Consider the following 22,304-nt stretch of genomic DNA (forward strand, 5'->3'; position numbering starts at 1 on the left):
GCTCTGATTGATAGTAAAATCGTCTGTTGTTAGCTGTTCGATGAGCTTTTAATTTTCCAGCTCGATCCCAGCTTTGAAGAGTGAACGGCGCTTTGCCAAGATATGCAGCAGCTTCTTTTAAATACATAATTCTAGACATAAAAAGATCTCACCACCTTGTAGCTAGATTATAGCACACTTTATAACACTTAAGAAATACAATTACATATATATTTTTAAACTTGTTGAAACTCTAATAACTTAACTGCTTCTTGTTTAACTTCAGCTTCATCACGTTTTTGAACTTTTACCGGTGCCAATAAAATATTTTCCATCACGGATAAGTTGGGAAATAAGTCATAACTTTGAAAGACCATCCCAATCTTTTGGCGCAACAATTGCCATTCCTTCGGACTAGGATTTATTTTTTTACCGTGAAAATAAATTGCGCCACCCTCATATTCTTCAAGCCCATTCACCGTTCTCAGCAAAGTACTTTTTCCTGAACCAGAAGGTCCCAATAAGGTCAATACCTCGCCTTTATTTAAGCTAAAGTTGATATCAAACAAAGTTTGATACTTGCCATAAAATTTATTTAAATGTTCTACTCTTAAAACTTCTTCTGTCATTTCATTCACCTAATTCTTAGCAGTTAATCGTTTTGCCCATGCAGACAAGGGATAATCCAAAATAAAATACAAGATAAAGATAAAGCCATATACCCAGAACACACCAGCTGGATATTGTTGATTATTTGCTTCAATGATTTGTTGACCGACATTGATTACTTCCATGATATTGATAATCATTAATAAAGAAGTGGTCTTAATTACTCTAGTAGCCAAGTTGATTGTTGCTGGTAGTTCTAACTTAACTGCTTGAGGCAACAAGACATAACGGAACAGTTGCAGGCGATTTAGACCCAACGCTAAGCCGGATTCACGCTGCGTTTTGGGTACTGATTCCAATGCACCACGAACAATATCGCTAAACTCAGCAGCTACCCACATTGAGAAAGCTAATACCGCCATCCAAGTAGCTGGCCAATTGACGTGCAAGCTTCTTGGCAAAATATAATAAACCAAATACAGTAAAACTACGGTTGGCACAATTCTGAAGAATTCTAAGTACAACCGCAAAACAAAACGCAATGGACGATTTTTAAAAGTTCTCAAAATACCAAAAATTGTTCCTACAGCCAAGCCAATTACTAGTGACAAAGCTGCAATCCAAATCGAGGTCCATAGCCCTGCCATCAAACGGGCAAAGTTACTTCCTTCAAACAAAACATTAATCCCCGAATGAAGCATACCGTACTCTCCTCTCAAGCCAAGTTAATAATAAAATAATTGGAATCAAAATAATCGCATAAGCAATTACCAGCATCAATAAATATTCATTTGAATGGTAATACATCCCAATCAAGTCAAGGGCTGTATTAGTTAACTCCGGAATTGCAATTACTGAAAAAATCGAGGTTTCCTTAATTAAGAAAATAATATTGGCGGTTAAAGCCGGCATGCTTAGGCTAAATCCTTGTGGAAAAACCACATAGCGAGCTAATTGTAAGTTGTTCATTCCTAATGCTTTACCGCTATTAATCTGACTAGGGCTTACGCCATTAAAACCACCGGTAAAGCCTTCAGCCATATATGCTCCACCTAAAAAGATTAAGCCAATGATGCCGCAGACCTCAGCGGACATTTTTAAGCCAATTACTGGAAAGGCATAATATAAAAAGAAAAGTTGAATTAAAAGCGGTGTATTTCTAGCTAATTCAACATATGCCGTTGAAATTTGACTTAGTACTGGTAGTTTAAAATATTGTACTAAGCTGACAATAATGCCCACGATAATTGAGCCAACAATGCCAATCAATGAAAGCCATAAGGTCAGTTCAAAGCCGCGCGCAAATATTGGTAGAGCTTGCTGGATAACTGTCCAATTCATTAAAAATCCCCCAATCATACAAAAAAAGACCTACTCCCATAGGTCTCTTTAAACAATATAAAAAAGATCTACGTCTTTTCAGCTAACGTAAATCTTTTTGATCTCTGGATTAAAGCTATTCGGAAATACGAAAACTGAGTTCTTGAGTATTAAAAATAATGTTAGATACACAAGAACAACAGTCAGTATTAACATTCATCATACTTAAAGATTTCATTTTCGTACTCCTTTCACCTAATCTTATTTTAAATAAGCAACTTACAATAAGTAATATACTTCTATGCTTACTTAATGTCAATAGCTTAAGCCCATTTATCTGCCCAATTATGTACTTGATCAAAAACAGGCTTAAGTTCCGCACCTTTTTCAGTCAAACTATATGAAATAATACCGGTACTTTGATCGACGCTTCTTTTAACAATATCGTCCTTTTCAAGTTCCTTCAAACGTTCAACTAAGACACGGTCGCTGCAAGCCTCGACAGTTCGTGCCAAGTCCTTAAAGCGCATATCTTGTGTATCACACAAAGAACTGATGATTAAGCCATTCCATTTTTTGCCAATAATCTTAAACGCACTAACAAAATGACCACATAATTCATAATCTTCTGGTTTACAAGGAGCTGCGTCCTTTTTCTCTTTAACTTCTTGCATAGGTAAGTCCCTCCGTATTATATAATTCCAGTAAAAATACTATTATATAAAATACTTTTTAGTATTACTAAAATTATTATAGTAGATCTACTTACTAATTACAAGTGCTAAGCAAAGTGATAGATCATGATCCCTGCTGCAACAGCGGCATTAAGCGATTCAGCTTGTCCTTTAATTGGAATATAAAGCTTTTCATCAGCTAAAGAAGCAATTGTTTCGCTTATGCCATGCGCCTCGTTCCCAATAATTAAGGCAAGTTGTGGCACTTTTTCAAAATCAGGTAATTGCTTAGCTGAGCGGTCAAGCATTGAAGCATAAACTGGAATAGCAGCAGCTTGAAAATCAGTGATTACGTCAGCCAAATCACGTTTAATTAAATCGATGTGGAATTGGCTGCCCTGCATTGCTCGTTGCGTCTTAGGATTGTATAAGTCAGCACTCTCTGGTGAAAGGATTACTCCATCAAAGCCAGCTGCATCCGCAGTTCTAATGATTGTCCCGACATTACCTGGATCAGCTAAATTATCCAGCAAAACCCATTTACCATAGTTAAACGGAAATTCTTTTGGTTGATCAATTTTTAATACCATAAAAATTTCTTGAGAATTCTTAGTCGAACTTAAGTGGCGAGCAATCGCTTTGTTAATTAACAAAACATTTTTACCACTTAGGTCAACTTCATAATTGCTATCAGCTTGATCGAGTGCTTCTTTGGTTCCTAAAATATATTGATATTTTTTACCAGCCTTTAAAGCTTCTTCAAACAAGTGAAAACCTTCAATTAAATATAAACCTTCATCATCACGATATTTTTTTTGCTTTAATTTGGCTAATTTCTTAATTGTTGCATTATTAACTGAACTAATCTGTTGCATAATTTTCTCCTTTTTACATTCAAGACCTATTATAACTGATAATCTGTTTTGATCATGCTAAAATCAAAATTGAACTTAATTTAAATAAGGGAGATAAAAATGGAAACAAGAAAATTAATTTGTTCAGGCTTAGTTCAAGGCGTTGGCTTTCGTTGGTCAACCATGGCATTAGCTAACAAGATGGGTATTCCTGGCACTGTTAAAAATAATGCAGATGGTACCGTTACAATCTATTTACAAGCAGACAGTGATAAAATCGACCGCTTTATTGAAAAACTACCTACTGCATCTGGATTTGCCCAAATTCAAAATATTAGTCAAGAATCGGTTCCAGGTGTAGAAAAAATGCATGATTTTCATGTATTATATTAGAGACATACATTTTTAGATAGAAATTAAGTGGTGATTTATTTAAATGAAAAAAATTAAAAGATACGCTGGAGTACTGGCTTTATTAGCAGTAGCTACTCTTGTATTAAGTGCCTGTGGGGCAACAACTGATCCACACGTTGCACCGCACAGCGGTATTTACGGTTGGGTTTACCAATGGTTAGGCCGACCTTTACAAAATATCATGATTCAAACCGCGCACATGATTGGCGGCGATAATGGTGCTGGTTGGGGAATCGTGATTATTACGGTAGTTGTACGTGTAATCTTGATGCCATTGATGTTAGTACAGCAAAACAAGAGTGTACGTCAACAGGAAAAAATGGCTCGTCTGCAACCGCAAATGAAGTTGATTCAAAATGCAATGAGACACAAGGGGATCACCCCTGACCAACAAATGACTTTATCAACTTGGCAAAGAGAGCTTTACTCTAAAAACCAAGTTTCATTAACTGGTGGAATGGGCTGCTTGCCATTAATTATTCAGTTACCAATTATGTGGGGAATTTATCAAGCGGTATTCTATTCACCTCAATTGGCACAATCCAAATTCTTTGGTATTTCTCTAAGTTCCAAATCTGTTGTTTTAGCCATTATTGCGACTGTCTTTACCGTTATTCAAGGTTATATCTCACTAATTGGTATTCCAGAAGAACAAAAGAAGACCATGCAATCAATGATGATTGTTAACCCAATTATGACTTTGTTCTTCAGTTTATCCTTCTCTGGTGCCTTAGCTCTTTACTGGGCTGCTGGTAACTTAGTAATGATTATCCAACAAGTAATCGTTACCTTTGTCCTTACACCTAGTGTTAAGAAGCATATTGCTGATGAACTAAAAGACAAGCCAATTGAAACTGTTGTTACTAAAGAAAAAGTGGATGCTTTGTTTAATACTGCTAGTGGACAAAGTACTGCCAGCAGCGAAGCTAAGAAAGAATTACACCAAAACCTACGTAACCGCAACAAAGGTAAGCAAAAGCGTAAATAGTTATCAGTCAGGAGTAAAATCCTGACTTTTTTATTAGGAGGAAAATATGCATACTCAAGAAATATTACAACTTTTAGATGATCATGATATTAACTATCAAGTATTCTCTCATCCAGCAGTTTTTACAACTAAAGAGGTAGATAAATACTTAGAAGATGAAGATTTTGCTAAATGTAAAACTCTTTTTATTAAAACCCGTAACGCCAAAAATTATTATCTACTAATGTTACCCGAAGATAAAAAAATCGATTGGCAAAAAGCTAAAGCTGAATTACTCTCCTCTAGTTTAACCTTCGCTACTGAAGCTGAACTAGAAGAAAAACTGCAAGTTAAAACAGGGGCTGTTTCCCCATTTAGCCTGCTTAATGATCAAAGTAATAAAATTCCCCTGATTGTCGATCAAGCAGCAATGGAAGAAAACAATTTAGTTGGTGTGCATCCCAATGATAATACCAAAACAATTAGTCTTACTTGGATCGATTTAGCTAGAATTTTAAGTTCCTATGGTCATTTGTTTGAAGAAAGATCATTATAAAAAACTTCAACTTAATCCTTTTTCTCCATAAAAACTTTATTCAAAAAATCTTTTTCAATTGGATACTTCGTCAAATAATCTTGAACAATCTTGTTGATTCTTTCCTCAGCTAATTCACATGGTTCTTGATTTGCCAGCTGGTGCAAATTATTCAGTACTAATTTATACAAAAATTGCCGTTTTTCCTTGATAATCAACAGCGAGAAGTTATGGGCAGCTCGTCTTTGAAAATATCTAATTTCATTTAGCCATTCTTCAAATTGACGGAGAGTTATCTTTTCTTTAAACACACGTGTTAAAACAATCTTTTTGGCTTTGATGGGCATTAAAAAGAAATAATTCGTTGCAACACCAAATGACATTTCTTTAATAATCAGTCCGATCCCTGCTTCACCATGAGCCTCAGTATATCCCTCATATGGCTCAAGATAGTTTTGCTTAATATGCCGCATGCGCGCTTTCACATCACCGCGGTGAATTACTCGCCCATCTTTTAATTGATATTTTTCATTTAGAAACTGCCTTTGATGAATTGTTCGTGGATTAAGATTTCTGGTGAAATTTTTACCATTCTCAATAAGAGCTGTTTCTGCAAGGGCTACCTTGAAGCTTTGTTCAAACAATTGCAGACTGATCATCATCACATTTTTTATATGTTGATCTAGGCAATAGAAATCATAAATTTCTTCAAACGTTGTTTTTCGCTTAGGTTTAATGAAATCATCGTCATTAGTTTCTATGAAAAAATGATCAATATTTTGATACATAATTTCATGATAGCCATAATTAGCAGTTACCCGATCAAAAAGCTTTTCATCATTAATAATTAACCCTATGTCACGCCAAAAATCGATTCTAATTTCAGAAAGTAAATCATTAATCATTGAGCTGTCTCCTATTCCATCGAACTCTCCAACAATCGTAAATCGTAGTATTACTACTAATCTATTCAGCAATGTATAAACATCAACACCAAGAACTTTTATCCTCTTCCTATAATCTAATAAAAACGCTATCCAAATGGATAACGTCTTCACTCCCAATTAATCTGATTCTTCAGCGGCCCGTGTAGCGGCATTTTCAATAGTTTTAACAGGATTTAATCTAACACGAAAGTTGAAGTAGCCCACGTGCTCATCATCTTCAAAACCATACTCACTATAATCACCCCAGGAAACATAGTTAGATGTTCCCTTAATTCTGTAAAATAGTTGGGCAATATCACCACTACCAAGAACAACTGGATCTAAAGCTCTAATCTTTTGTCCTTTCTTAACAGATTGTTTGGTTTTCTTTAATTTAGAATTATAGATGTACAAATCTGTCTGCGGAACAATCGTAGTTGCACCGCCATCACGAAATACCGGATTGCCATTGATGCGACCAACATTCATTGCCTTGATATAAGCACCTCTGCCAATGTAATAATAGTCTTGACCTTTAATCTTATAATTCTTAATTGCATATGATTTACTACCACTTAAGTTTGTGTAATAGTAATCGTCAGTTTGTGTCTTAGTACGACGCTTACCAGCATAATTTATAATTGAGTATTTAGGAAAAACCTGTTGTCCATTAAAGCTAATACGCTTACCATTCTTATTATAAATAGCAGTGTTAGCATTCAGCTTCAAAACGCCTTTTCCATTCATGGTATTAACGTTATTAGACTTTAAATACGTCCCATCACCTAAATTAAAATATGAATCAGGATAATTAGTCCAACTTTTACCAGCATATTTAATCTTGCTACCTTTAGTTAAATAAGCCTTGCCACCGCGATAAGTTGATAAACGATTACCCTTGCTATTGTAAATATAGGTGTTTTTAATAATTCCGATCTCATTATTATTCCAGTTATAGCTACCAACCGATTTCATGTTGACATAACCACCATCACCTAAATCTGCATAGGTTTCACCATTAACAATAGCTTGTGGCATCCCATTAAGATTAATAAAAGCACTGACCCTGGGTCCCTGAATAACAATTGGTTGACCATAAAAATTGATCGGTTTCTTAAAATTTATCCGATCTTGACTACCTAGCTCTTTACCATTCTTATTATACAAAGTTGGATTGGTATAGCTCTTAACAGTTGTAATCTTATTCTTCAGAGTACTTGCCCGAACTACCGGTGTTAATTGATTTTGACCCGCTAAAGCTGCAGGAACAAAAAGCGCAGTTCCAGCCACAATACTTAATACAATTCTCTTAAGTTTCATAATTTATGACCTCTCTTAATTATTTTACCCTTGCATATACATTATAGTCCCTTTAATATAAGTCACTGCTAAATCATGCTTTGCCTACCGTTTAGATTCAAAATCAAATCTGTATTATCTTCCATTACTTGCCTTCTTTTACCGAAAAGCATCCAAATTGAGAATAGCAATGGAACGTCAACAATTAATACAGTATAAATATAATCAGTGATTTCGCCATTCCAAGACCAGCCAGCAGAATTCCAACCAGATTGCAAATCAGAAATATAATCCATTAAAAAGTGATAGATCATCGGCAACCATAGTTTTCCTGTATAGAGATACAATTCTGCCCAGATAAAGGCGCTCCCCATTACGCCAATAACTTGTGCAATTGTTGCAGTAAAACTTTCTCCATGCCAGCCAAAATTACTTAAATGACTAAGGCCGAACAAAATTGCTGAACCATAGATTGCAACAGGGATGCGATACTTTGGGAATCTATATGTACAACTGCAATTGGAACTAGCAAGAAAATATAAACCGCCCATAGCAGTAATACTAATAGAATCTCGATAGCCGGCAGGTTTTTTAGCAAAAAATTCCCAGTGATATGCCAAATTTAGCAAAAATTGAAAGGAAAAATTACTATGGTCAGCCAGCGAACAATTTGAGTATTAGTCTTGCTGGAATCCTTTTTAAATTGCACGTAAAAGTTCAATCCCATGATCACCGTACTAAAAGCTAGATTGAACAAATCCCCTATAAAATAAAAATGATTGTTCCGCTGAGAAAAAGTATAACTAATCATCAAGAGAAACCAGATAATCAATTGATAGTTAAAAACTTTCTGCCAGAATTTCCTTGAAAAAATGCGTTCTTTCATTATGTCACATCCCTTAAGTTTAAATATTTTTAGCTAATTATATCGCTTAAATTAATAAAAATTATAATTATTTTCGGAGCATTTTATTTCTTATTTTCTAATACCTAAGCCTCTAGAGAAAAAAAGTCCTATTAAATCTTGGTACCCAAACCTTGATTTAATAGGATTTTGTTTATGCCTCAAGATTACTCTTAGGCATTTGTTTCTTCTCATTTAATTTTCTTAACTTAGCGGCTTTTTTCTTAGTCAACCGAGGGAACTTCAATTTAAACTGGCTGCCCTGACCCTCAACAGATTCAACACTAATTGTTCCGTTATAACTAGCAACTAATTTTTGTGCAATCGATAGACCTAAACCATTGCCACCTTTTTCACGGGTTCTAGCCTTATCCACACGATAGAAGCGATTGAAGATTTTCTTTTGATCTTCTTCAGAAATCCCCTCACCAAAGTCTTGCACAATAATATTAACATTCTTCTTAGTTACACCAGCTGAAACATTAATCTGCTTGCGATCAGTCGAATATTTAATTCCATTATCGATCAAAATTACTAGCAACTGTTCCAAATGACCGTGATACATTTGAATCTCTGTATCATCAGGTAAATCATCCTCATCCAGCTGAATCTTGAAGTCAGGATGAACCATTGCCATATCAGCGACCACTCTGCGGATGATTTCATTAACATCACTTACTTCATACGGATATTGAACATCGATTTGCTCGGCTCGAGTTAAATCAAGCATTTCCTGAATTAAATGTTTCATCCGATCAGCTTCTTGCAACGAAGCCTTAATTGATTCATCCAAAATCTGCGGATCATCCTTGCCCCATCTTTCAAGCAGGTTCAAATGCCCTTCAATTACTGCCACTGGTGTCCTTAATTCATGTGAGACATCACCAACAAATTGCTTTTGTTGCTCAATGTAACCTTGCATCCGGTCTAGCATTTGATTAATCGAAGTAGCTAATTCTTCTAACTCATCATCTCGATGTAGTTCCTTAATTCTAGCCTCACTATTAGGATCAGCATTAACTTCCTTAGCCACCTTAGACATCGTCTTAATTGGCCGAACTACATTAACAACCAAAATATAAGAAATTGCAATGAAGATAATTATTGCAATCAGTGAAATAATTACCATCCAATGAAGCAAATTACTCATCAAGCTATTGTAATAAGTCATACTATTAGAAACCACTACATAGCCAGTTAATTTGCCATTTACCTCAGAATAGATTTTCTGGTAGGTTAAAAGCATTTTGCCTTTTTTTCGGTTTACTACTTCTTCAAGTTGGTTGCCGGCAAATTCTTTTAGCTTAGGTGCAGAATTACCATTAGTAAAAACAATTTCATCATGTTTGTTGTAAACTGCTACATTAATATCTGGATTCGAAATCGATGAAATCAGGCTATCACTAAATGCTTTATTCTCTGTATCTTTTTTGCTAATAGCAGGACCGCCCCTCAAAATACGTCTGGTAGACGGTGACAGAGCAGGAATTACATTTGAGATCTCTAGCTCATCTTGAATAGAACTTAATGTCCGGTCCATCGTGGTAACTACATTATTAGATGTCTCTTGTTGCTGTTCCATCGATTGATGACTAACAATTTGATAGGCAACAACTGAAAATATGACAAAAGAGACCGTAATCGTTAATGCAACGATACTAACCCATCGCACAATTAGCGATGAGTGCTTGGCCTCTTTTTCCTCGTCTTTATTCTTGATCATCATCTTCATCTCTTACCATATAACCGGTACCACGAACCGTCTTAATGTAAGATGGTTGACCTGGAGCGTCAATCTTATTGCGTAAATAACGTACATAAACTTCAACTACGTTAGTTTCGATATTAGATTCTGGACCCCAGATCTTGTTCAATAATTGATCACGACTAACTACGTTGTTCTTATTTTCAATCAAGGTCATTAATAAGTTGTATTCGCGTTTAGTTAAATCGATTGCCTTGCCATCACCACGGTGCACAATTCGGTTAGCAGTTTCAATTGTCAAATCCTTAAATTTTACAATCTTTTGCTTAGCAACAGTAACCTTTGATGCGTCCTTTTCGATTTTAACGCGACGTAACACTGCGCGAAGACGAGCTAAAAGTTCTTCAATTGCAAAAGGCTTAACAATATAATCGTCAGCGCCATGATCCAAACCAGAAACACGGTCGATCACTGAATCACGTGCAGTCATCATGATAATTGGCGTAGTCTTAACTTGACGAACACGACGTGCAATTTCCAACCCATTTAAATCAGGTAACATCAAGTCAAGCAAGATAGCATCAAAGTCTTGACTCAATGCATCTTCTAATCCCTTACGACCATTATTCTCAACAACAGTCTCGTAATTTTCATGTTGCAATTCAAGCTCGACAAAGCGAGATAAGTTCTTTTCATCTTCAATAATTAGAATTTTTGCCATGTTAATTCATTTCCTCGTAGATCAATTTGGTTTTCTAATACTAATAAATTAATTAAAAAATGTTTTTATAATTAAAGGATACTTTAAAATTGCTTCTAACACAAGATTAAAAAACAATCAAAGTAAAAATTTTCTTTGATTGTCCACCATATTTTTCAATTACATTTATTATTTATTTTTATTGTCCTTATCATTATCTTGCCCATCAAGCAAGACCTTCAATTTAGCAAAAGCTGGGTTAACTTGGTTCTTCTTGCCTTCTTCAAAAGAGGCTTCAGAAACAACTTCCCAACCTTGACCCTCTGGGAAAATATTCTTTTCTTTTTCTTCAGGAGTCAAAATAGTAGTTGGGATATGGAGTAAAATATTATCTTCTACCGCTGTTTGCAAGTCAATTTGGTCATTCTCAACTTGTACAATAGTATCGTTTTCTTCCAATTCTTCCTTGGTTGGCTTACGATCAAGGTAGTTTTCAGTAAAAGTAAAATCTTCATGATAGTCTACCGGCTTAAGGCTTCTGCTTGATGGCACAACCAGATCAGCGGTCACATGAAAACTGCCAGTCACAAATGGTTCTTGATAGAATAAGTCACCGCTCACTTTTACATTTTTCGCATCAATTAGTAGATCTTTACTACGCTTAAAAAATTCTGGACGCATTTCCAAATCACGTTCAATGTGAGTTAATGGTTCCTTAGAATTTTGAATCCTAGAAAAACTAAGTTCTAACATTTTTACACCTCGATTGGCCGTCGACCAAAGTTTTGATCAACGCCCATTATTTGTTCAAATAAACGGTCTACCCTAACTTGTAAAGCTAAAGAGCCGTTCTTAGCACTTCTTTTATCAACTTTAGAGACGATTTCTGTCTGAAATTCCTTGCGCTGCTGCTTTAAATATTTGCGTCCCACTTTACTAAAGCCTAAGAGCATCAAAGACTCATGATTAAAGCTAGCCAATATATCATCCTGAGTGACATTAAGCAAAGTATATAAGCTCAAACGGCGCAAACGGGAATAAGTATAACGCTTGGACTTGATATGCCGCAAAAATTCTGTAAAATCGCGGGCTAAATGAATCTCTTGTTTCATCTTATATTCAAGCCCTTCGCTCATTTGATAAATATGACGCAATTCTTCAACTGAAGATGATTCAATTCGATACTTCAAAAATGGGTATAGCAAATTCCAATTAGGATAAATTTTCTGCTCAGCTAACACCATTGCTTCTGCTTTAGGCATCCAATACTTTAAATTTTTTGTATCTTCACCATGCAATAATAAGTTTCGAATCGCACTGGCACTTTGGACAACTTTTTCTCTTTGTAAAAGGTCATCATGTCCTGCTCCAATTCGGTTGACCGGATGCAGGTTTAATGGTGAACCTAAATTATGATTAGCTACTGAATACGCTAGCCCCAAAATAGCATTTGGCTGATTAACTTCATAGCCTACTTCATGCGCTACCATTTGGTTGTATTGTGTTGAATAAGTTTGGCTATAATCTCTAAAATCCATGTGATTCTGGGGAATTTCCGCAATTCTTTTGCCCAAATAAGCAAAATTCAGGTTAGCATCTTCTACACCAAAGACTAAATCAGTTACGCCTAATTTAGCAAGTTGTTCAATGTTTCCGAGAGCAAAAAGATCAGCTGGTTCCACTACCGTTGAAAATGGTGTTTCAAATACCAAATCGGCACCAGATTGTAAAGCCACCTTAGCCCGCTCCCACTTGCTCATAATCGCCATCTCACCACGTTGCACGTAGTTACCAGACATGAGCACCACAATTGGATCATTACCAGCAACCAAGCGTGCTTGATTTAGCAAGAACTCATGTCCACTATGGAAAGGATTAAATTCCGCAATAATCCCAACAACACTCATTGCTTAATCTTCCTTCAATTCAACTTGCTTACCGTTAGCCCATAGCTTTTCCAAGTTATAAAATTCACGTGCTTCCTTAGTAAAGACGTTGACTACAACATCACCTAAATCGAGCAAAAGCCAGTTAGAATCTCTGGTACCTTCAATACGGTAGTCAGTGTAGTTGTTTTCGTGAGCCGCATCAACAATTGAGTTAACGATCGCATGTAATTGACGATTAGAGCCTGCACTGGTAATGACATAGTAATCAGCTAAAATACTGATTCCACGCATATCGTAAGCTTCAGTATCTTCACCATGACGGTCACTAATTGCTTGGGTAGTAAAATCTAAAATTTCTTGACTAGTCAATATTTTTCTCCTTTTTATTACTTAATTCCCCATACATTGTATGCTTCTAAAGTACGAGGATATACTTTATTTTTATTTTCAATTAAAAACTCTAAGGTGTGCTGCAATTCATAGCCTACCCCTTCATCAAGACTAGCATAAGCAACTTTGCGCGCTTCTTCAACTCCTGGAAAATCTCGTCCGGGTTCAATAAAATCAGCTACAAAGATAATTTTATCTAATGTAGTCATCTTAGTATCACCAGTCGTATGACGACGTACGGCAGTTAAAATTTCAGGATCCCTAATTTTTAAATCACGTTCAATAAAGAAAGTCCCCACAATGCCATGCCAGATGGCCCGATTCCAATTAAGCAAATCTGGATCAAAATCCTGTTCCTTAATTACCTTACGATACTCTTCTACCGGTACCTGCTTGGCATAATCATGAACAAAGCCAGCTAAGGCTGCTTTTTCTTCATCATATCCATTTAACTTAGCCAACTTACGTGCAGTTTCACTAACACGAACACAATGTTCAAAACGTTTTTTCTTCATGTTTGCCTTTTCTTTAGCAACAATTTGTTCACTAGAGAATGGTGAATAAGTATTTTTAAAAATTAGTTTCGTCAAGGTAAAGCCCCTTTTCTTCAATATATTCTCTGACGGCTTCTGGTACCAAGTAACGAATTGAAGTGCCAGTTGCGACACTGCGACGAATAGCAGTCGAACTTAGGCGAATATCTGGTGCGTCAACCCAAATCATGGGATATTGCGGATCTTGTGGATAACCTGGACGACGAATTCCGACCAATGTTACTAGCTTAGCCAGGGTCGGAGCTTCCTTCCAAGTATGGAAACTGTTAACCTGATCACTGCCCATAATCAAATAATAGTCATTCTGAGGTGCTTTTTCCTTGAGATAACGCATAGTATCCACAGTATAAGAAACGCCGCCTCGGAACAATTCCAATAGTTTTACCCTAAACTTAGGATTATCGCGCGTAGCTAAATCCAGCATCGTTGCCCGATCTTTAGCAGAAGTCAGCGGCGCATTTTTATGCGGTGGAATATTATCCGGAATAAACCAGACCTCATCCAGCTTCAACTTAGTCATTGCTTGCTCTGCCGCTACCAAGTGCGCAATATGCACCGGATTAAAGGTACCACCCATAATCCCAATCTGACGACCTTTACCTTGTTCTTGTTCCAATTCTGCTTCAATTTTAGCAGTTGGCATTTTTTCAATACATTTTGGATTAACCATATGCAAACCTCTAAATCAATGCACGACGAATACCTAAACCAATCCCATCTGGTGTGTAAGTCTTAACAACGCATCCCTTGGGTACAGTCACAAAACCAATTCCACCAAATAAAAGGTCACTCTTATATTCCGTTCTAAATTCTTGACCCTTTAGTGGTGCCATTTCATCATCTGCAGCTGGTGGGGATAACAATTCACCTTTATGCTTTTTATAAAAGTCATCCGCATTAGCTGTCTTAGTACGGTGAATATACATTCCACGAGCAACGTAAACAGTAAAGCTAGTCGATTCGCCCTTGAGATAATCAATCCGTCCCAAACCAGCTAAGAATAAAGTATTACCAGGCAATAATTGGTAAGTAGCTGGCTTTAAAGGCTTCTTAGGTGAGACCAGCTCCAAATCCTTAGCATTTAAGTGCGTAGCCAATTGATTCTCGGTCATGATCCCGGGCGTATCAATCAAAAAGTGACCATTTTCTAGAGGAATTTCAATTTTGTCTAAAGTAGTTCCAGGAAAGCGTGAAGCGGTGATCAGGTCTTGAATATCACCCATCATGTCAATAATGGCATTGATTAAAGTTGACTTACCAACATTAGTTGTCCCTACAAAATAGACATCTTTGTCTTGCGATTGCTTATTAATATAAGCGATCAAATCTTCCAAGTTCAACTTCTTTTTAGCTGAAACCAAGAAGATTTCCTTAGGATAAAGCCCCATTCGGTTAGCTTCTTGTCTCATCCAATCCTTAATCTTACTTTGCTTAGAGTTTTTAGGAAATAGATCAAATTTATTACCAACTAAAATAAAATCATTATTTCCAACAAAACGCTTCAATGATGATAGCAAAGAATTTGAAAAATCAAATAAGTCAACTACATTAACAATTAAAGCTTTCTTTTGTCCTAAAGAGTTAAGCAAAGCCAAAAAATCATCATTGTTTAAATCAACTGGCATGATTTCATTGTAGTGCCGTAATCTAAAACAACGTTGACAATAAACATCCGCATTTTCTTCTTGCTTTGCCTTATCTAGTGCACTTTTTGGCAGATAACCTGCTTTTTCAGGATCATCGGATTGCAGCTTGGCACCGCAGCCGATACAAATAATATCCTCATCCATTTGATAGCTCCTTCTTAAATGTTACTCGATGTGATAAACCCAGGAAGAAAAAGATAATTTTTTCAAAGAAACGATTGATTCTCGTATTCCACTTATCAGTTTCAACTAATGGCTTAACTAGAACAGTCTTCACGCCGGCCAAATTCCCTGCTTGCATGTCAGTGATTAGTTGGTCGCCAACCATCATAACCTGATCTTTTTGCAAATGCATTGCTTCGCGCTTCTTGGTGATCGCAAATGGCAATGGCTTACGTGACTTAGCGACAAATTCGATATGGTAAGGATCAAGTACCTTGCCCACTCTTTGAGCATTATTGTTAGAAATGACCACGAGAGTGATTCCCGCCTTGGCTAACTTTTGATTAAAATTATCCATTTCTTTGGCAGTTTCAAATTTATTCCAGGCGAGCAATGTATTATCTAGGTCCGAAAAAACCGCCTTAATGTCCATTTCATTCAACTTCTGGGGGTCCAGATTGTAAATCGTATCAATTGTATATTTTGGTCTAAAAAGCATATCAACACTGCTATATAAAACATAGAAATATGTATAAGAATGTATATTTTTTACATATCAGAAAGAAATATAGTCCTTCCTTTCTTCGCTTTATTTACTGCTGTCATCATTAGTATTCCAATATTCCAATCTAGGAATAATCGCATTGACTAACTCTTGCAGCTTAAGGGCTTAGCCAGCCCCGTTTTCATTATTTTGCTAAAGCTAAAAGATTTAACACTGCATTATCATCACGATCATTAGTATAACCGCATTCATAACAAATATACTCATTGTGCTTAGTGTGATGTTTTTGGTTGCCTTGCAAAGTGATTTTTTCATCACCTTTTTTAACATAACCACAATTAGCACATCTTTGGGTTGATGGATATGTTTTATCAGCCAAGATTAATTCTTTGCCATACCACTCACATTTATAAGTCAATATCTGTCTAAACTTACTGAATAATGATCTCTGCATGCCTTTTGAAGCGACGTGCGTCATCATCATTTGTTTAACGGCTAAGTCTTCAATCACTATTTGATCATAATTATTAACCAATTTTGTAGTGAATTTTTGCAAAAGATCGTTTTGAATGTTGGCTACTTTACGATAATCACGTTGCAGTTTGGTTCTCACTTGCACGTAATTATTGCTTTGGCCAGCTAACTTGCCATTAGCCCGTCTTTTCTTAGCCAGCATTCTCTGATAATGCTTAATGCGCTTGTATAGTTTTTGCAATCTTGATGGCAAAACATTGATTTTGCCCCCAGTGTAGTTGAAATGTCCCACATTAACATCAACAGCTGTCTTTCTACCTGTTCTAGGCTTTACCAAAGTTTCTTCTTCATAAGAAAGAGCGGCATAATAATGTCCTCTTTCTCTAAAGACACTAGCAACTTTAATTTGCTTCATTTTTAAAGCTTCATATGTTGGAATATCGAACCAGGTTTTAATGCCTCTGGGCTTGTCTAAGCGTAGCTTACCATTAACCACTTTAGCCCGGTCAGTCTTAAAGCCTTGTCGCGGGGCTTTCTTTGATTTGAAATGTGGTTTTCCCCAATCAGGCTGTGCCTTATCAAAGAAATTCTTCCAAGCATTAGCCAAATCTTTGACTGCTAATTGCAAGCATCTAGCAGACAGAGCAAACTGCCAGTCTGCCTTATTATCGACTAGCTCATCACGTATTCTGCGCTCATTTGGACTGGGATTATTATCCTTATCTAAGGTTCGTGCTTCATACATGTCTTGCCAAGTGGCTAAAGCTTGATTCCAGCAATATCTGCGATAATCACAAAGCTTATCCAGCTCTTGTTGCATGGTCTTGTTAGGTTTTAATTCGACTACTTGAGCCTTGATCATTTGTTTCACCCCCAATACAAACATAAATTTAGCAAAGAGTGAAATAAATACAAGCGAACAAAATATTAAATTTTTAGTTTTTGACCTGCTTCTATGTTTTATATTTCTGAACAGATCTTTGTATCTTGTCTATCTTTTAACTGTTAGTTTCCTCCATTTTTTATCACCTTATATCATATCAAAAATGGGTTTGCTTTAGAAATTTTTGTTTTTTTCTGATGAAAAAGTGTTACAATACTAAACAATTTAAGCAAAATCATCAATCAATAGAAAGGATCACCATGAGAAAATTCATCGATTTACACCTTCACCTCGACGGTTCTGTCCCAGTTGCTACTGTTAAGAAGTTAATGCAGGAACATCACATGCCACAGTTAACTGATCAAAAATTGCGGCAAGAATTGTCAGTTGATAATTCTTGCGCTAGCTTGGAACAATTTTTGGAAAAGTTTGACTTACCTAACCAGTTAATGCAGACAAAGCATGATCTGGAGATGATTGTGTTTGATCTTCTTTGCGAATTAAAACAACAAGGTCTAGTCTACGCCGAGATCCGCTTTGCACCGCAATTACATACTAAAAATGGTTTAACGCAAAGACAAGTAATCGCTGCAGCAGTCAGCGGTATTACGAAGTTTTATCAAAAACAAAAGCAGACAAAGATCAGCCTGAATTACACGCTGGTTTAATTCTCTGTTTGATGCGCTTCGCCCACAATGAAAAAGAAAACATGGAAACGGTTGAGCTAGCGAAAGAATTTTTAGGTCATGGCGTTGTTGGCCTTGACCTAGCTGGTGCGGAAGGCCCGATCCCTAACATTAACTACCAGCATTTTTTCAATCGTGCCCAAGAATTACACGTTCCTTATACCATCCATGCTGGTGAGGCTGCAGGACCTGATTCAATCCGTCAAGCATTAAAAATTGGCGCGAAACGGATCGGCCATGGCATTCGCTGCACTGAAGATCCAGCACTTACCCAATATCTGATTGATCACCAAATCATATTGGAATGTTGTGCCACCTCAAATATGAACACTAAGGCTTTTGATCAGATCGATTCTTACCCTATTAAAAAATTATTGCACATGGGAATGAAAGTCACGCTAAATTCTGACGATATGACCGTTTCCAATACCAATTTACCGCATGAATACCAGCTACTTGAAGAAAAAACTGCCTTAACTCCTGAAGAAGAAACCACTCTTTATCTCAACGCGGTTGACGCAGCCTTTACCACGCCAGATGAAAAAATCAGATTACGGGCATTAATTCAAAAATAGATAAAAAAATAAGCTAGGAAAATTTCCCCAGCTTATTTCTTTTGTGATTAGTTCAAAGCCTTCTTAGCAGTTTCTGCTAATTGCGCAAAAGTCTTTGAATCGTTGTAAGCAATATCAGCTAACATCTTACGGTTCATGTCAACACCAGCTAACTTCAAGCCGTGCATTAACTTAGAGTATGAGATGTCGTTTTGTCTTGCAGCTGCGTTAATACGAGCAATCCATAACTTTCTGAATTCGCTCTTACGTCTTCTACGGTCGCGGAATGCGTACTTGTATGAAACGAATAATTGAGTGCTTGCAGCCTTAAATTGCATGTGCTTTGCGCCACGGTAACCCTTGGCAAGCTTCATGATCTTCTTACGACGTTGACGTGTTACTGTTCCACCTTTAACTCTTGGCATTTAAAATTCCTCCTACTATAGTCTGTCTTAATTAAGAACAAGTATTAGTGCATTTGAGCAACCATTTGCTTGATACGCTTCATATCACTCTTTGAAACCATAGCAGCTTTTCTCAAGTGACGACGTTGCTTCTTTGTCTTACCGTGGAAACGGTGACCAGTAAATGCGTGGTGACGCTTTAAACCACCATTTGCAGTTCTCTTAAAACGCTTAGCAGAAGCGCGGTGTGTTTTCATCTTTGGCATATTTCTATTTCCTCCAATTAACTACTTTTTCTTTTTGTCCTTATCACTCTTAGGTGCAAGCATCAAGAACATTGAACGACCTTCCATCTTAGGCTTACTAATTACATTAGCAATGTCTGAGGTTGCTTCAGCCATTTTTTCAAGTACTTGTTGACCTAATTCCTTGTGAGTGATGGCACGACCTCTAAAACGAATTGAGACGCGAACCTTAGCTCCTTCTTTAGAAATGAACTTACGAACGTGCTTAAGTTTAGTTTCGAAGTCGTTACCTTCAATAGTTGGACTCAAACGAATTTCTTTGACACTGACTATCTTGGAATTCTTACGGGCTTCCTTAAGCTTCTTTTGTTGTTCGAAGCGGTACTTCCCGTAATCCATGATACGTGCTACAGGTGGCTTAGCATTTGGAGAAATCAAAGCTAAATCAAGCCCCGCATCGCTTGCACGACGCAAAGCATCACTCTTGCTCATCACACCAACCTGCTGACCATCTTCATCGATTAAACGAACTTCGCGAGCGCGAATTTTTTCGTTTAGGATTAAACTTCTTGGTATAACTGTTCACCTCCGTGTTAATTTGAGGACAAGAAAAAGGCGGGTTATAAGAATCATACCCGCCTTTAATCAACAGAAATTATCGATCAGCCTAGAGGTTTACTTAACTTAGGCGAGAAGCGGGTGCTTCTTCTTGTTCTCAACTAGTAGAATTATACCCGTTTATCCCACCTGCGTCAATACGATATTTCAGTTTTCTTAGAATACTTACTCAGCTTCACAATAGAAAATAATATCGCCTTACCTGCTTGCTTAGTATGGCGGTAAACATTAGTGTCTATTCCGCCAATATAGAAGCCTGTATGCAAATAAAACAAACATGCACCAGGATTATTATCTTGCCCTTGTGTGTACAGACCTGCGTAGCCCTTCTCCTTGGCAATTTCTTTTGCTTTAGTTATTAATATCTGCCCTATATGTTGGCCACGATATTCTTGATTTACCTTGAGATCGTACAAATACATATATTTGAAAAAGCCTGGTTGCAGAATCGCTAAGCCTACACATTTTTCATCATCATAGGCTCCGACAAATACACTGTCTTTCATTGCCTCATAGTCGTAATTTTCATCAGGAAAACACATCTCTGTAACTTTTTCTGATGGATACTTCTTTAACTGATAATCCCATTTACCATTATTATAAGAAACTAAAATTCGCCCCAATAATTTAAATGGTTCATTAGGAATATTAATATCCGCTTTATGTTGGAAGTCAATTATTTTTGTTGTGATCATATTTTTTCTCTTATTCATCAATTTATATCTATCAGTATAATGCTAGCGATCCATTTTTTCTCACATTACGATTAGTAATTTCAAACATGACCAATCCGATTGCTAACCAAAGCACAGCGTTAAACAAAGAAGCACCTAAGTAGAAGCCTAGACTATATCCATGTTGGTTAACAGACAGTCTCATCCAGCTAACCATAGGAAAAATAGGCAACAGACAAGATAAGTATTTAATACCCAAAGAAAAATGTTCAAAATTAGTCAGTAAGACCCCCAAATATACATATTGAAAAATCACCAAAGTACTACCAATTCTCTTAAAATGCAAAATCAAGCTCACAACCAGATATCCTAAACCAATAGTAGTTACTAAAGCTAATACGAAAGGAATAACTAAAATAATAGAGAATTTAATCCAATGATCAGTGAGCATCATAATGATTAATAATGCCAAAATCGCTTGTACTGTTGAAACAATAATATTGACTAAGCTTTTATTAAAGAAAAGTCTTCTAGTAGAGATTGGCATCAAAAATTGTTGCTCTAAGATACCATTTTGCATTTGACTAGTTAAAGACATTCCCATTTGACTAATAGTATTTTGAATTAAAGTCCACAAAATATAGCCGATGACTAGAGCATTCAGTGATGTTCCTAGTACACCGCCGCCAAGCAGAGCACCGCCAAAGAAAATTGCCATAAACATCATGATCAACAGCACAAAATCTGAGAAATAATTAAATGAATATCTTTTATATAGCCATACCTGCCGCCAAATTTCAGCTTTAAAACTTGTCATTATCCTTCCTCCGTGTAGTATTCAAAAACGTCTTCCAGATTTCTCTCTTTAGTTTGAATCTGACGAACTGGTAACTTCCCTAATAAATTAAATACTTGCGGCAAAGCTTTTTGAGATTTAACTTCTAGTTGATAGCAGTTCATCTGCTTTTTCGTCAAATTACAATAAGTTGATATTTCTTCTTGTTCCTCTAAAGTAAGTGAACGTGTTAGGGTTAGTTCTAAAAGGGTCTGTTTATTCAACCTAGCCAAGCTTTCTTTCATATTATCTGAAAACACCAGCTCACCATGATTAATCAGTAAGATCTTTTTAGCCACTTTTTGAGCAAAATCTAATTGATGAGTAGTAATCAAGACTCCCACGCCATCGGCACTTAGTTCTTTCAAAATATTAATTACTATTTGAGCTGATTTAAGATCTAACCCTAAGGTCGGCTCATCTAATATCAGTAATTTTGGCTGCGCAATCATTGCGCAACAGATCCCTACTATTTGTTGCATCCCGCGACTTAAACTGGTAATCGTCGTATCTTTTTTATCCAACAGACCAAACTTCTTTAGCAATTGAAGGCCATTATGCTCCGCTTCTTTTCTAGATAAACCTCGTTGGCCACCCCAATAAATAAAATTCTCAATCGGTGACAAGGACCAAAACATATTCCGCGAGCCTTCCAAAAGAACTCCCGTATTTTTTAGGAGCAATAAATTGCTATTGGTCATCTCTTTCCCCTCAAAATATACTTTTCCATGATCAGGACTAACTAAATTCAAAATCATCTTTAAAGTTGTCGTCTTGCCCGCACCATTTAGTCCAAGAAAAGCCACTATATCGCTATGATCTACTGTAAAAGAAATATCTTTTACTGCTTTTTTCTACTCTAAGTCAAGTGTTATCAACGATTTTAAGCAATTTTATTT

At 36.5% G+C, this 22,304-nt stretch carries 26 protein-coding genes, 3 pseudogenes and 1 other annotated feature; of the genes and pseudogenes, 4 read left to right on the forward strand and 25 right to left on the reverse strand.

Going from position 1 to position 22,304, the window contains the following annotated elements:
* From CP363_RS11145 to CP363_RS09200, 6 genes and pseudogenes are all read right to left on the reverse strand, one after another.
* On the reverse strand, window positions 1-139 hold a 139-nt coding region (locus CP363_RS11145; RefSeq protein WP_143468711.1), incomplete at its 3' end, for a MerR family transcriptional regulator.
* A 91-nt stretch (window positions 140-230) separates the two neighbouring features.
* Window positions 231-608, reverse strand: a pseudogene (locus CP363_RS09180) (ATP-binding cassette domain-containing protein); the annotation flags it as partial.
* Window positions 609-617: 9 nt separating this feature from the next.
* Window positions 618-1,289, reverse strand: a complete 672-nt coding sequence (locus CP363_RS09185) for an amino acid ABC transporter permease (protein ID WP_013086654.1) — start codon at window positions 1,287-1,289, stop codon at window positions 618-620.
* On the reverse strand, window positions 1,270-1,929 hold the full coding sequence (locus CP363_RS09190) for an amino acid ABC transporter permease (protein WP_089143222.1): 660 nt from the start codon (window positions 1,927-1,929) through the stop codon (window positions 1,270-1,272). The genes CP363_RS09185 and CP363_RS09190 overlap by 20 nt, the downstream gene beginning before the upstream one ends.
* A 302-nt stretch (window positions 1,930-2,231) precedes the next feature.
* Window positions 2,232-2,582: a helix-turn-helix domain-containing protein gene (locus tag CP363_RS09195; protein ID WP_098036174.1), complete on the reverse strand. Its 351-nt coding sequence runs from the start codon at window positions 2,580-2,582 to the stop codon at window positions 2,232-2,234.
* Between the two features lie 107 nt (window positions 2,583-2,689).
* Complete coding sequence (locus CP363_RS09200; protein WP_089143223.1) at window positions 2,690-3,457, reverse strand: RNA methyltransferase; 768 nt, start codon at window positions 3,455-3,457, stop codon at window positions 2,690-2,692.
* Between the two features lie 99 nt (window positions 3,458-3,556).
* Here CP363_RS09200 and CP363_RS09205 point away from each other — a divergent pair, with 99 nt between their 5' ends.
* From CP363_RS09205 to CP363_RS09215, 3 genes are read left to right on the forward strand one after another with little or no spacing between them, the layout of a single operon-like run.
* Window positions 3,557-3,829 carry an acylphosphatase gene (locus CP363_RS09205; RefSeq protein WP_005723409.1) on the forward strand — a complete coding sequence of 91 codons (273 nt, stop codon included), beginning with the start codon at window positions 3,557-3,559 and terminating at the stop codon, window positions 3,827-3,829.
* Window positions 3,830-3,872: 43 nt separating this feature from the next.
* Window positions 3,873-4,838: a membrane protein insertase YidC gene (yidC, locus tag CP363_RS09210; protein ID WP_089143224.1), complete on the forward strand. Its 966-nt coding sequence runs from the start codon at window positions 3,873-3,875 to the stop codon at window positions 4,836-4,838.
* A 46-nt stretch (window positions 4,839-4,884) separates the two neighbouring features.
* Window positions 4,885-5,373, forward strand: a complete 489-nt coding sequence (locus CP363_RS09215) for a YbaK/EbsC family protein (protein ID WP_065989624.1) — start codon at window positions 4,885-4,887, stop codon at window positions 5,371-5,373.
* Between the two features lie 11 nt (window positions 5,374-5,384).
* Here CP363_RS09215 and CP363_RS09220 read toward each other — a convergent pair whose 3' ends face one another.
* The 13 genes from CP363_RS09220 to CP363_RS09280 all read right to left on the reverse strand — a co-directional run bounded on the left by CP363_RS09220 (window position 5,385) and on the right by CP363_RS09280 (window position 17,368).
* On the reverse strand, window positions 5,385-6,257 hold the full coding sequence (locus tag CP363_RS09220) for an Abi family protein (protein ID WP_005729000.1): 873 nt from the start codon (window positions 6,255-6,257) through the stop codon (window positions 5,385-5,387).
* A 159-nt stretch (window positions 6,258-6,416) separates the two neighbouring features.
* Window positions 6,417-7,598 (reverse strand): SLAP domain-containing protein, encoded by a 1,182-nt coding sequence (locus tag CP363_RS09225; protein WP_054832916.1) that lies wholly within the window; start codon window positions 7,596-7,598, stop codon window positions 6,417-6,419.
* A gap of 68 nt (window positions 7,599-7,666) precedes the next feature.
* Complete coding sequence (locus CP363_RS09230) at window positions 7,667-8,197, reverse strand: CPBP family intramembrane glutamic endopeptidase (protein ID WP_233187158.1); 531 nt, start codon at window positions 8,195-8,197, stop codon at window positions 7,667-7,669.
* 438 nt (window positions 8,198-8,635) lie between these two features.
* Window positions 8,636-10,213 carry a HAMP domain-containing histidine kinase gene (locus CP363_RS09235; RefSeq protein WP_005719876.1) on the reverse strand — a complete coding sequence of 526 codons (1,578 nt, stop codon included), beginning with the start codon at window positions 10,211-10,213 and terminating at the stop codon, window positions 8,636-8,638.
* Window positions 10,191-10,907 (reverse strand): response regulator transcription factor, encoded by a 717-nt coding sequence (locus tag CP363_RS09240; RefSeq protein ID WP_005719878.1) that lies wholly within the window; start codon window positions 10,905-10,907, stop codon window positions 10,191-10,193. The genes CP363_RS09235 and CP363_RS09240 overlap by 23 nt, the downstream gene beginning before the upstream one ends.
* Before the next feature lie 168 nt (window positions 10,908-11,075).
* Window positions 11,076-11,639, reverse strand: coding sequence for a DUF177 domain-containing protein (locus tag CP363_RS09245; protein WP_023488249.1), 564 nt, complete (start codon window positions 11,637-11,639; stop codon window positions 11,076-11,078).
* 2 nt (window positions 11,640-11,641) lie between these two features.
* Window positions 11,642-12,793, reverse strand: coding sequence for a nucleotidyltransferase (locus CP363_RS09250; protein ID WP_013086667.1), 1,152 nt, complete (start codon window positions 12,791-12,793; stop codon window positions 11,642-11,644).
* A gap of 3 nt (window positions 12,794-12,796) precedes the next feature.
* Window positions 12,797-13,144, reverse strand: coding sequence for a ribosome silencing factor (gene rsfS, locus CP363_RS09255; RefSeq protein ID WP_005719884.1), 348 nt, complete (start codon window positions 13,142-13,144; stop codon window positions 12,797-12,799).
* Window positions 13,145-13,161: 17 nt separating this feature from the next.
* Window positions 13,162-13,755: a bis(5'-nucleosyl)-tetraphosphatase (symmetrical) YqeK gene (gene yqeK / locus CP363_RS09260; RefSeq protein WP_005723420.1), complete on the reverse strand. Its 594-nt coding sequence runs from the start codon at window positions 13,753-13,755 to the stop codon at window positions 13,162-13,164.
* Complete coding sequence (locus CP363_RS09265; protein ID WP_098036175.1) at window positions 13,736-14,389, reverse strand: nicotinate-nucleotide adenylyltransferase; 654 nt, start codon at window positions 14,387-14,389, stop codon at window positions 13,736-13,738. The genes yqeK and CP363_RS09265 overlap by 20 nt, the downstream gene beginning before the upstream one ends.
* Window positions 14,390-14,399: 10 nt before the next feature.
* Window positions 14,400-15,509, reverse strand: a complete 1,110-nt coding sequence (yqeH, locus tag CP363_RS09270) for a ribosome biogenesis GTPase YqeH (RefSeq protein WP_005719890.1) — start codon at window positions 15,507-15,509, stop codon at window positions 14,400-14,402.
* The gene (locus CP363_RS09275) at window positions 15,502-16,026 is read right to left on the reverse strand and encodes a YqeG family HAD IIIA-type phosphatase (RefSeq protein ID WP_005719892.1); all 525 of its coding nucleotides are present in this window, start codon (window positions 16,024-16,026) and stop codon (window positions 15,502-15,504) included. Before CP363_RS09275 ends, yqeH begins: the two co-directional genes overlap by 8 nt.
* 190 nt (window positions 16,027-16,216) lie before the next feature.
* Complete coding sequence (locus CP363_RS09280; protein WP_005726544.1) at window positions 16,217-17,368, reverse strand: RNA-guided endonuclease TnpB family protein; 1,152 nt, start codon at window positions 17,366-17,368, stop codon at window positions 16,217-16,219.
* Window positions 17,369-17,649: 281 nt separating this feature from the next.
* Between CP363_RS09280 and add the strand changes: the two are divergent.
* A pseudogene (gene add / locus CP363_RS09285) lies at window positions 17,650-18,650 on the forward strand (adenosine deaminase).
* 47 nt (window positions 18,651-18,697) lie between these two features.
* Here add and rplT read toward each other — a convergent pair.
* From rplT to CP363_RS09315, 6 genes and pseudogenes are all read right to left on the reverse strand, one after another.
* The gene (gene rplT / locus CP363_RS09290; RefSeq protein WP_005719897.1) at window positions 18,698-19,054 is read right to left on the reverse strand and encodes a 50S ribosomal protein L20; all 357 of its coding nucleotides are present in this window, start codon (window positions 19,052-19,054) and stop codon (window positions 18,698-18,700) included.
* A 44-nt stretch (window positions 19,055-19,098) separates the two neighbouring features.
* Window positions 19,099-19,299, reverse strand: coding sequence for a 50S ribosomal protein L35 (gene rpmI / locus CP363_RS09295; protein WP_005719899.1), 201 nt, complete (start codon window positions 19,297-19,299; stop codon window positions 19,099-19,101).
* A gap of 21 nt (window positions 19,300-19,320) precedes the next feature.
* Window positions 19,321-19,854: a translation initiation factor IF-3 gene (infC, locus tag CP363_RS09300; RefSeq protein WP_080514212.1), complete on the reverse strand. Its 534-nt coding sequence runs from the start codon at window positions 19,852-19,854 to the stop codon at window positions 19,321-19,323.
* 25 nt (window positions 19,855-19,879) lie between these two features.
* Window positions 19,880-19,995, reverse strand: a sequence feature (ribosomal protein L20 leader region).
* Window positions 19,996-20,030: 35 nt separating this feature from the next.
* Window positions 20,031-20,591: a GNAT family N-acetyltransferase gene (locus CP363_RS09305; protein WP_013086679.1), complete on the reverse strand. Its 561-nt coding sequence runs from the start codon at window positions 20,589-20,591 to the stop codon at window positions 20,031-20,033.
* Window positions 20,592-20,622: 31 nt separating this feature from the next.
* The gene (locus CP363_RS09310; RefSeq protein WP_023488259.1) at window positions 20,623-21,387 is read right to left on the reverse strand and encodes an ABC transporter permease; all 765 of its coding nucleotides are present in this window, start codon (window positions 21,385-21,387) and stop codon (window positions 20,623-20,625) included.
* Window positions 21,387-22,259: pseudogene (locus CP363_RS09315) on the reverse strand (ABC transporter ATP-binding protein); the annotation flags it as partial. The pseudogene CP363_RS09315 and the gene CP363_RS09310, both read right to left, overlap by 1 nt.
* Window positions 22,260-22,304 lie beyond the last annotated feature (45 nt).

Source organism: Lactobacillus sp. UMNPBX12 (assembly GCF_002553955.1).
Classification (GTDB): Bacteria; Bacillota; Bacilli; order Lactobacillales; family Lactobacillaceae; genus Lactobacillus; species Lactobacillus crispatus.

Coding starts and splice junctions, on each gene's coding strand:
- CP363_RS09185 (WP_013086654.1), bottom strand. CDS start 1,289: ATGCTTCATTCGGGGATTAATGTTTTGTTTGAAGGAAGTAACTTTGCC.
- CP363_RS09190 (WP_089143222.1), bottom strand. CDS start 1,929: ATGAATTGGACAGTTATCCAGCAAGCTCTACCAATATTTGCGCGCGGC.
- CP363_RS09195 (WP_098036174.1), bottom strand. CDS start 2,582: ATGCAAGAAGTTAAAGAGAAAAAGGACGCAGCTCCTTGTAAACCAGAA.
- CP363_RS09200 (WP_089143223.1), bottom strand. CDS start 3,457: ATGCAACAGATTAGTTCAGTTAATAATGCAACAATTAAGAAATTAGCC.
- CP363_RS09205 (WP_005723409.1), top strand. CDS start 3,557: ATGGAAACAAGAAAATTAATTTGTTCAGGCTTAGTTCAAGGCGTTGGC.
- yidC (WP_089143224.1), top strand. CDS start 3,873: ATGAAAAAAATTAAAAGATACGCTGGAGTACTGGCTTTATTAGCAGTA.
- CP363_RS09215 (WP_065989624.1), top strand. CDS start 4,885: ATGCATACTCAAGAAATATTACAACTTTTAGATGATCATGATATTAAC.
- CP363_RS09220 (WP_005729000.1), bottom strand. CDS start 6,257: ATGATTAATGATTTACTTTCTGAAATTAGAATCGATTTTTGGCGTGAC.
- CP363_RS09225 (WP_054832916.1), bottom strand. CDS start 7,598: ATGAAACTTAAGAGAATTGTATTAAGTATTGTGGCTGGAACTGCGCTT.
- CP363_RS09235 (WP_005719876.1), bottom strand. CDS start 10,213: ATGAAGATGATGATCAAGAATAAAGACGAGGAAAAAGAGGCCAAGCAC.
- CP363_RS09240 (WP_005719878.1), bottom strand. CDS start 10,907: ATGGCAAAAATTCTAATTATTGAAGATGAAAAGAACTTATCTCGCTTT.
- CP363_RS09245 (WP_023488249.1), bottom strand. CDS start 11,639: ATGTTAGAACTTAGTTTTTCTAGGATTCAAAATTCTAAGGAACCATTA.
- CP363_RS09250 (WP_013086667.1), bottom strand. CDS start 12,793: ATGAGTGTTGTTGGGATTATTGCGGAATTTAATCCTTTCCATAGTGGA.
- CP363_RS09265 (WP_098036175.1), bottom strand. CDS start 14,389: ATGGTTAATCCAAAATGTATTGAAAAAATGCCAACTGCTAAAATTGAA.
- yqeH (WP_005719890.1), bottom strand. CDS start 15,509: ATGGATGAGGATATTATTTGTATCGGCTGCGGTGCCAAGCTGCAATCC.
- CP363_RS09275 (WP_005719892.1), bottom strand. CDS start 16,026: ATGCTTTTTAGACCAAAATATACAATTGATACGATTTACAATCTGGAC.
- CP363_RS09280 (WP_005726544.1), bottom strand. CDS start 17,368: ATGATCAAGGCTCAAGTAGTCGAATTAAAACCTAACAAGACCATGCAA.
- rplT (WP_005719897.1), bottom strand. CDS start 19,054: ATGCCAAGAGTTAAAGGTGGAACAGTAACACGTCAACGTCGTAAGAAG.
- rpmI (WP_005719899.1), bottom strand. CDS start 19,299: ATGCCAAAGATGAAAACACACCGCGCTTCTGCTAAGCGTTTTAAGAGA.
- CP363_RS09305 (WP_013086679.1), bottom strand. CDS start 20,591: ATGATCACAACAAAAATAATTGACTTCCAACATAAAGCGGATATTAAT.
- CP363_RS09310 (WP_023488259.1), bottom strand. CDS start 21,387: ATGACAAGTTTTAAAGCTGAAATTTGGCGGCAGGTATGGCTATATAAA.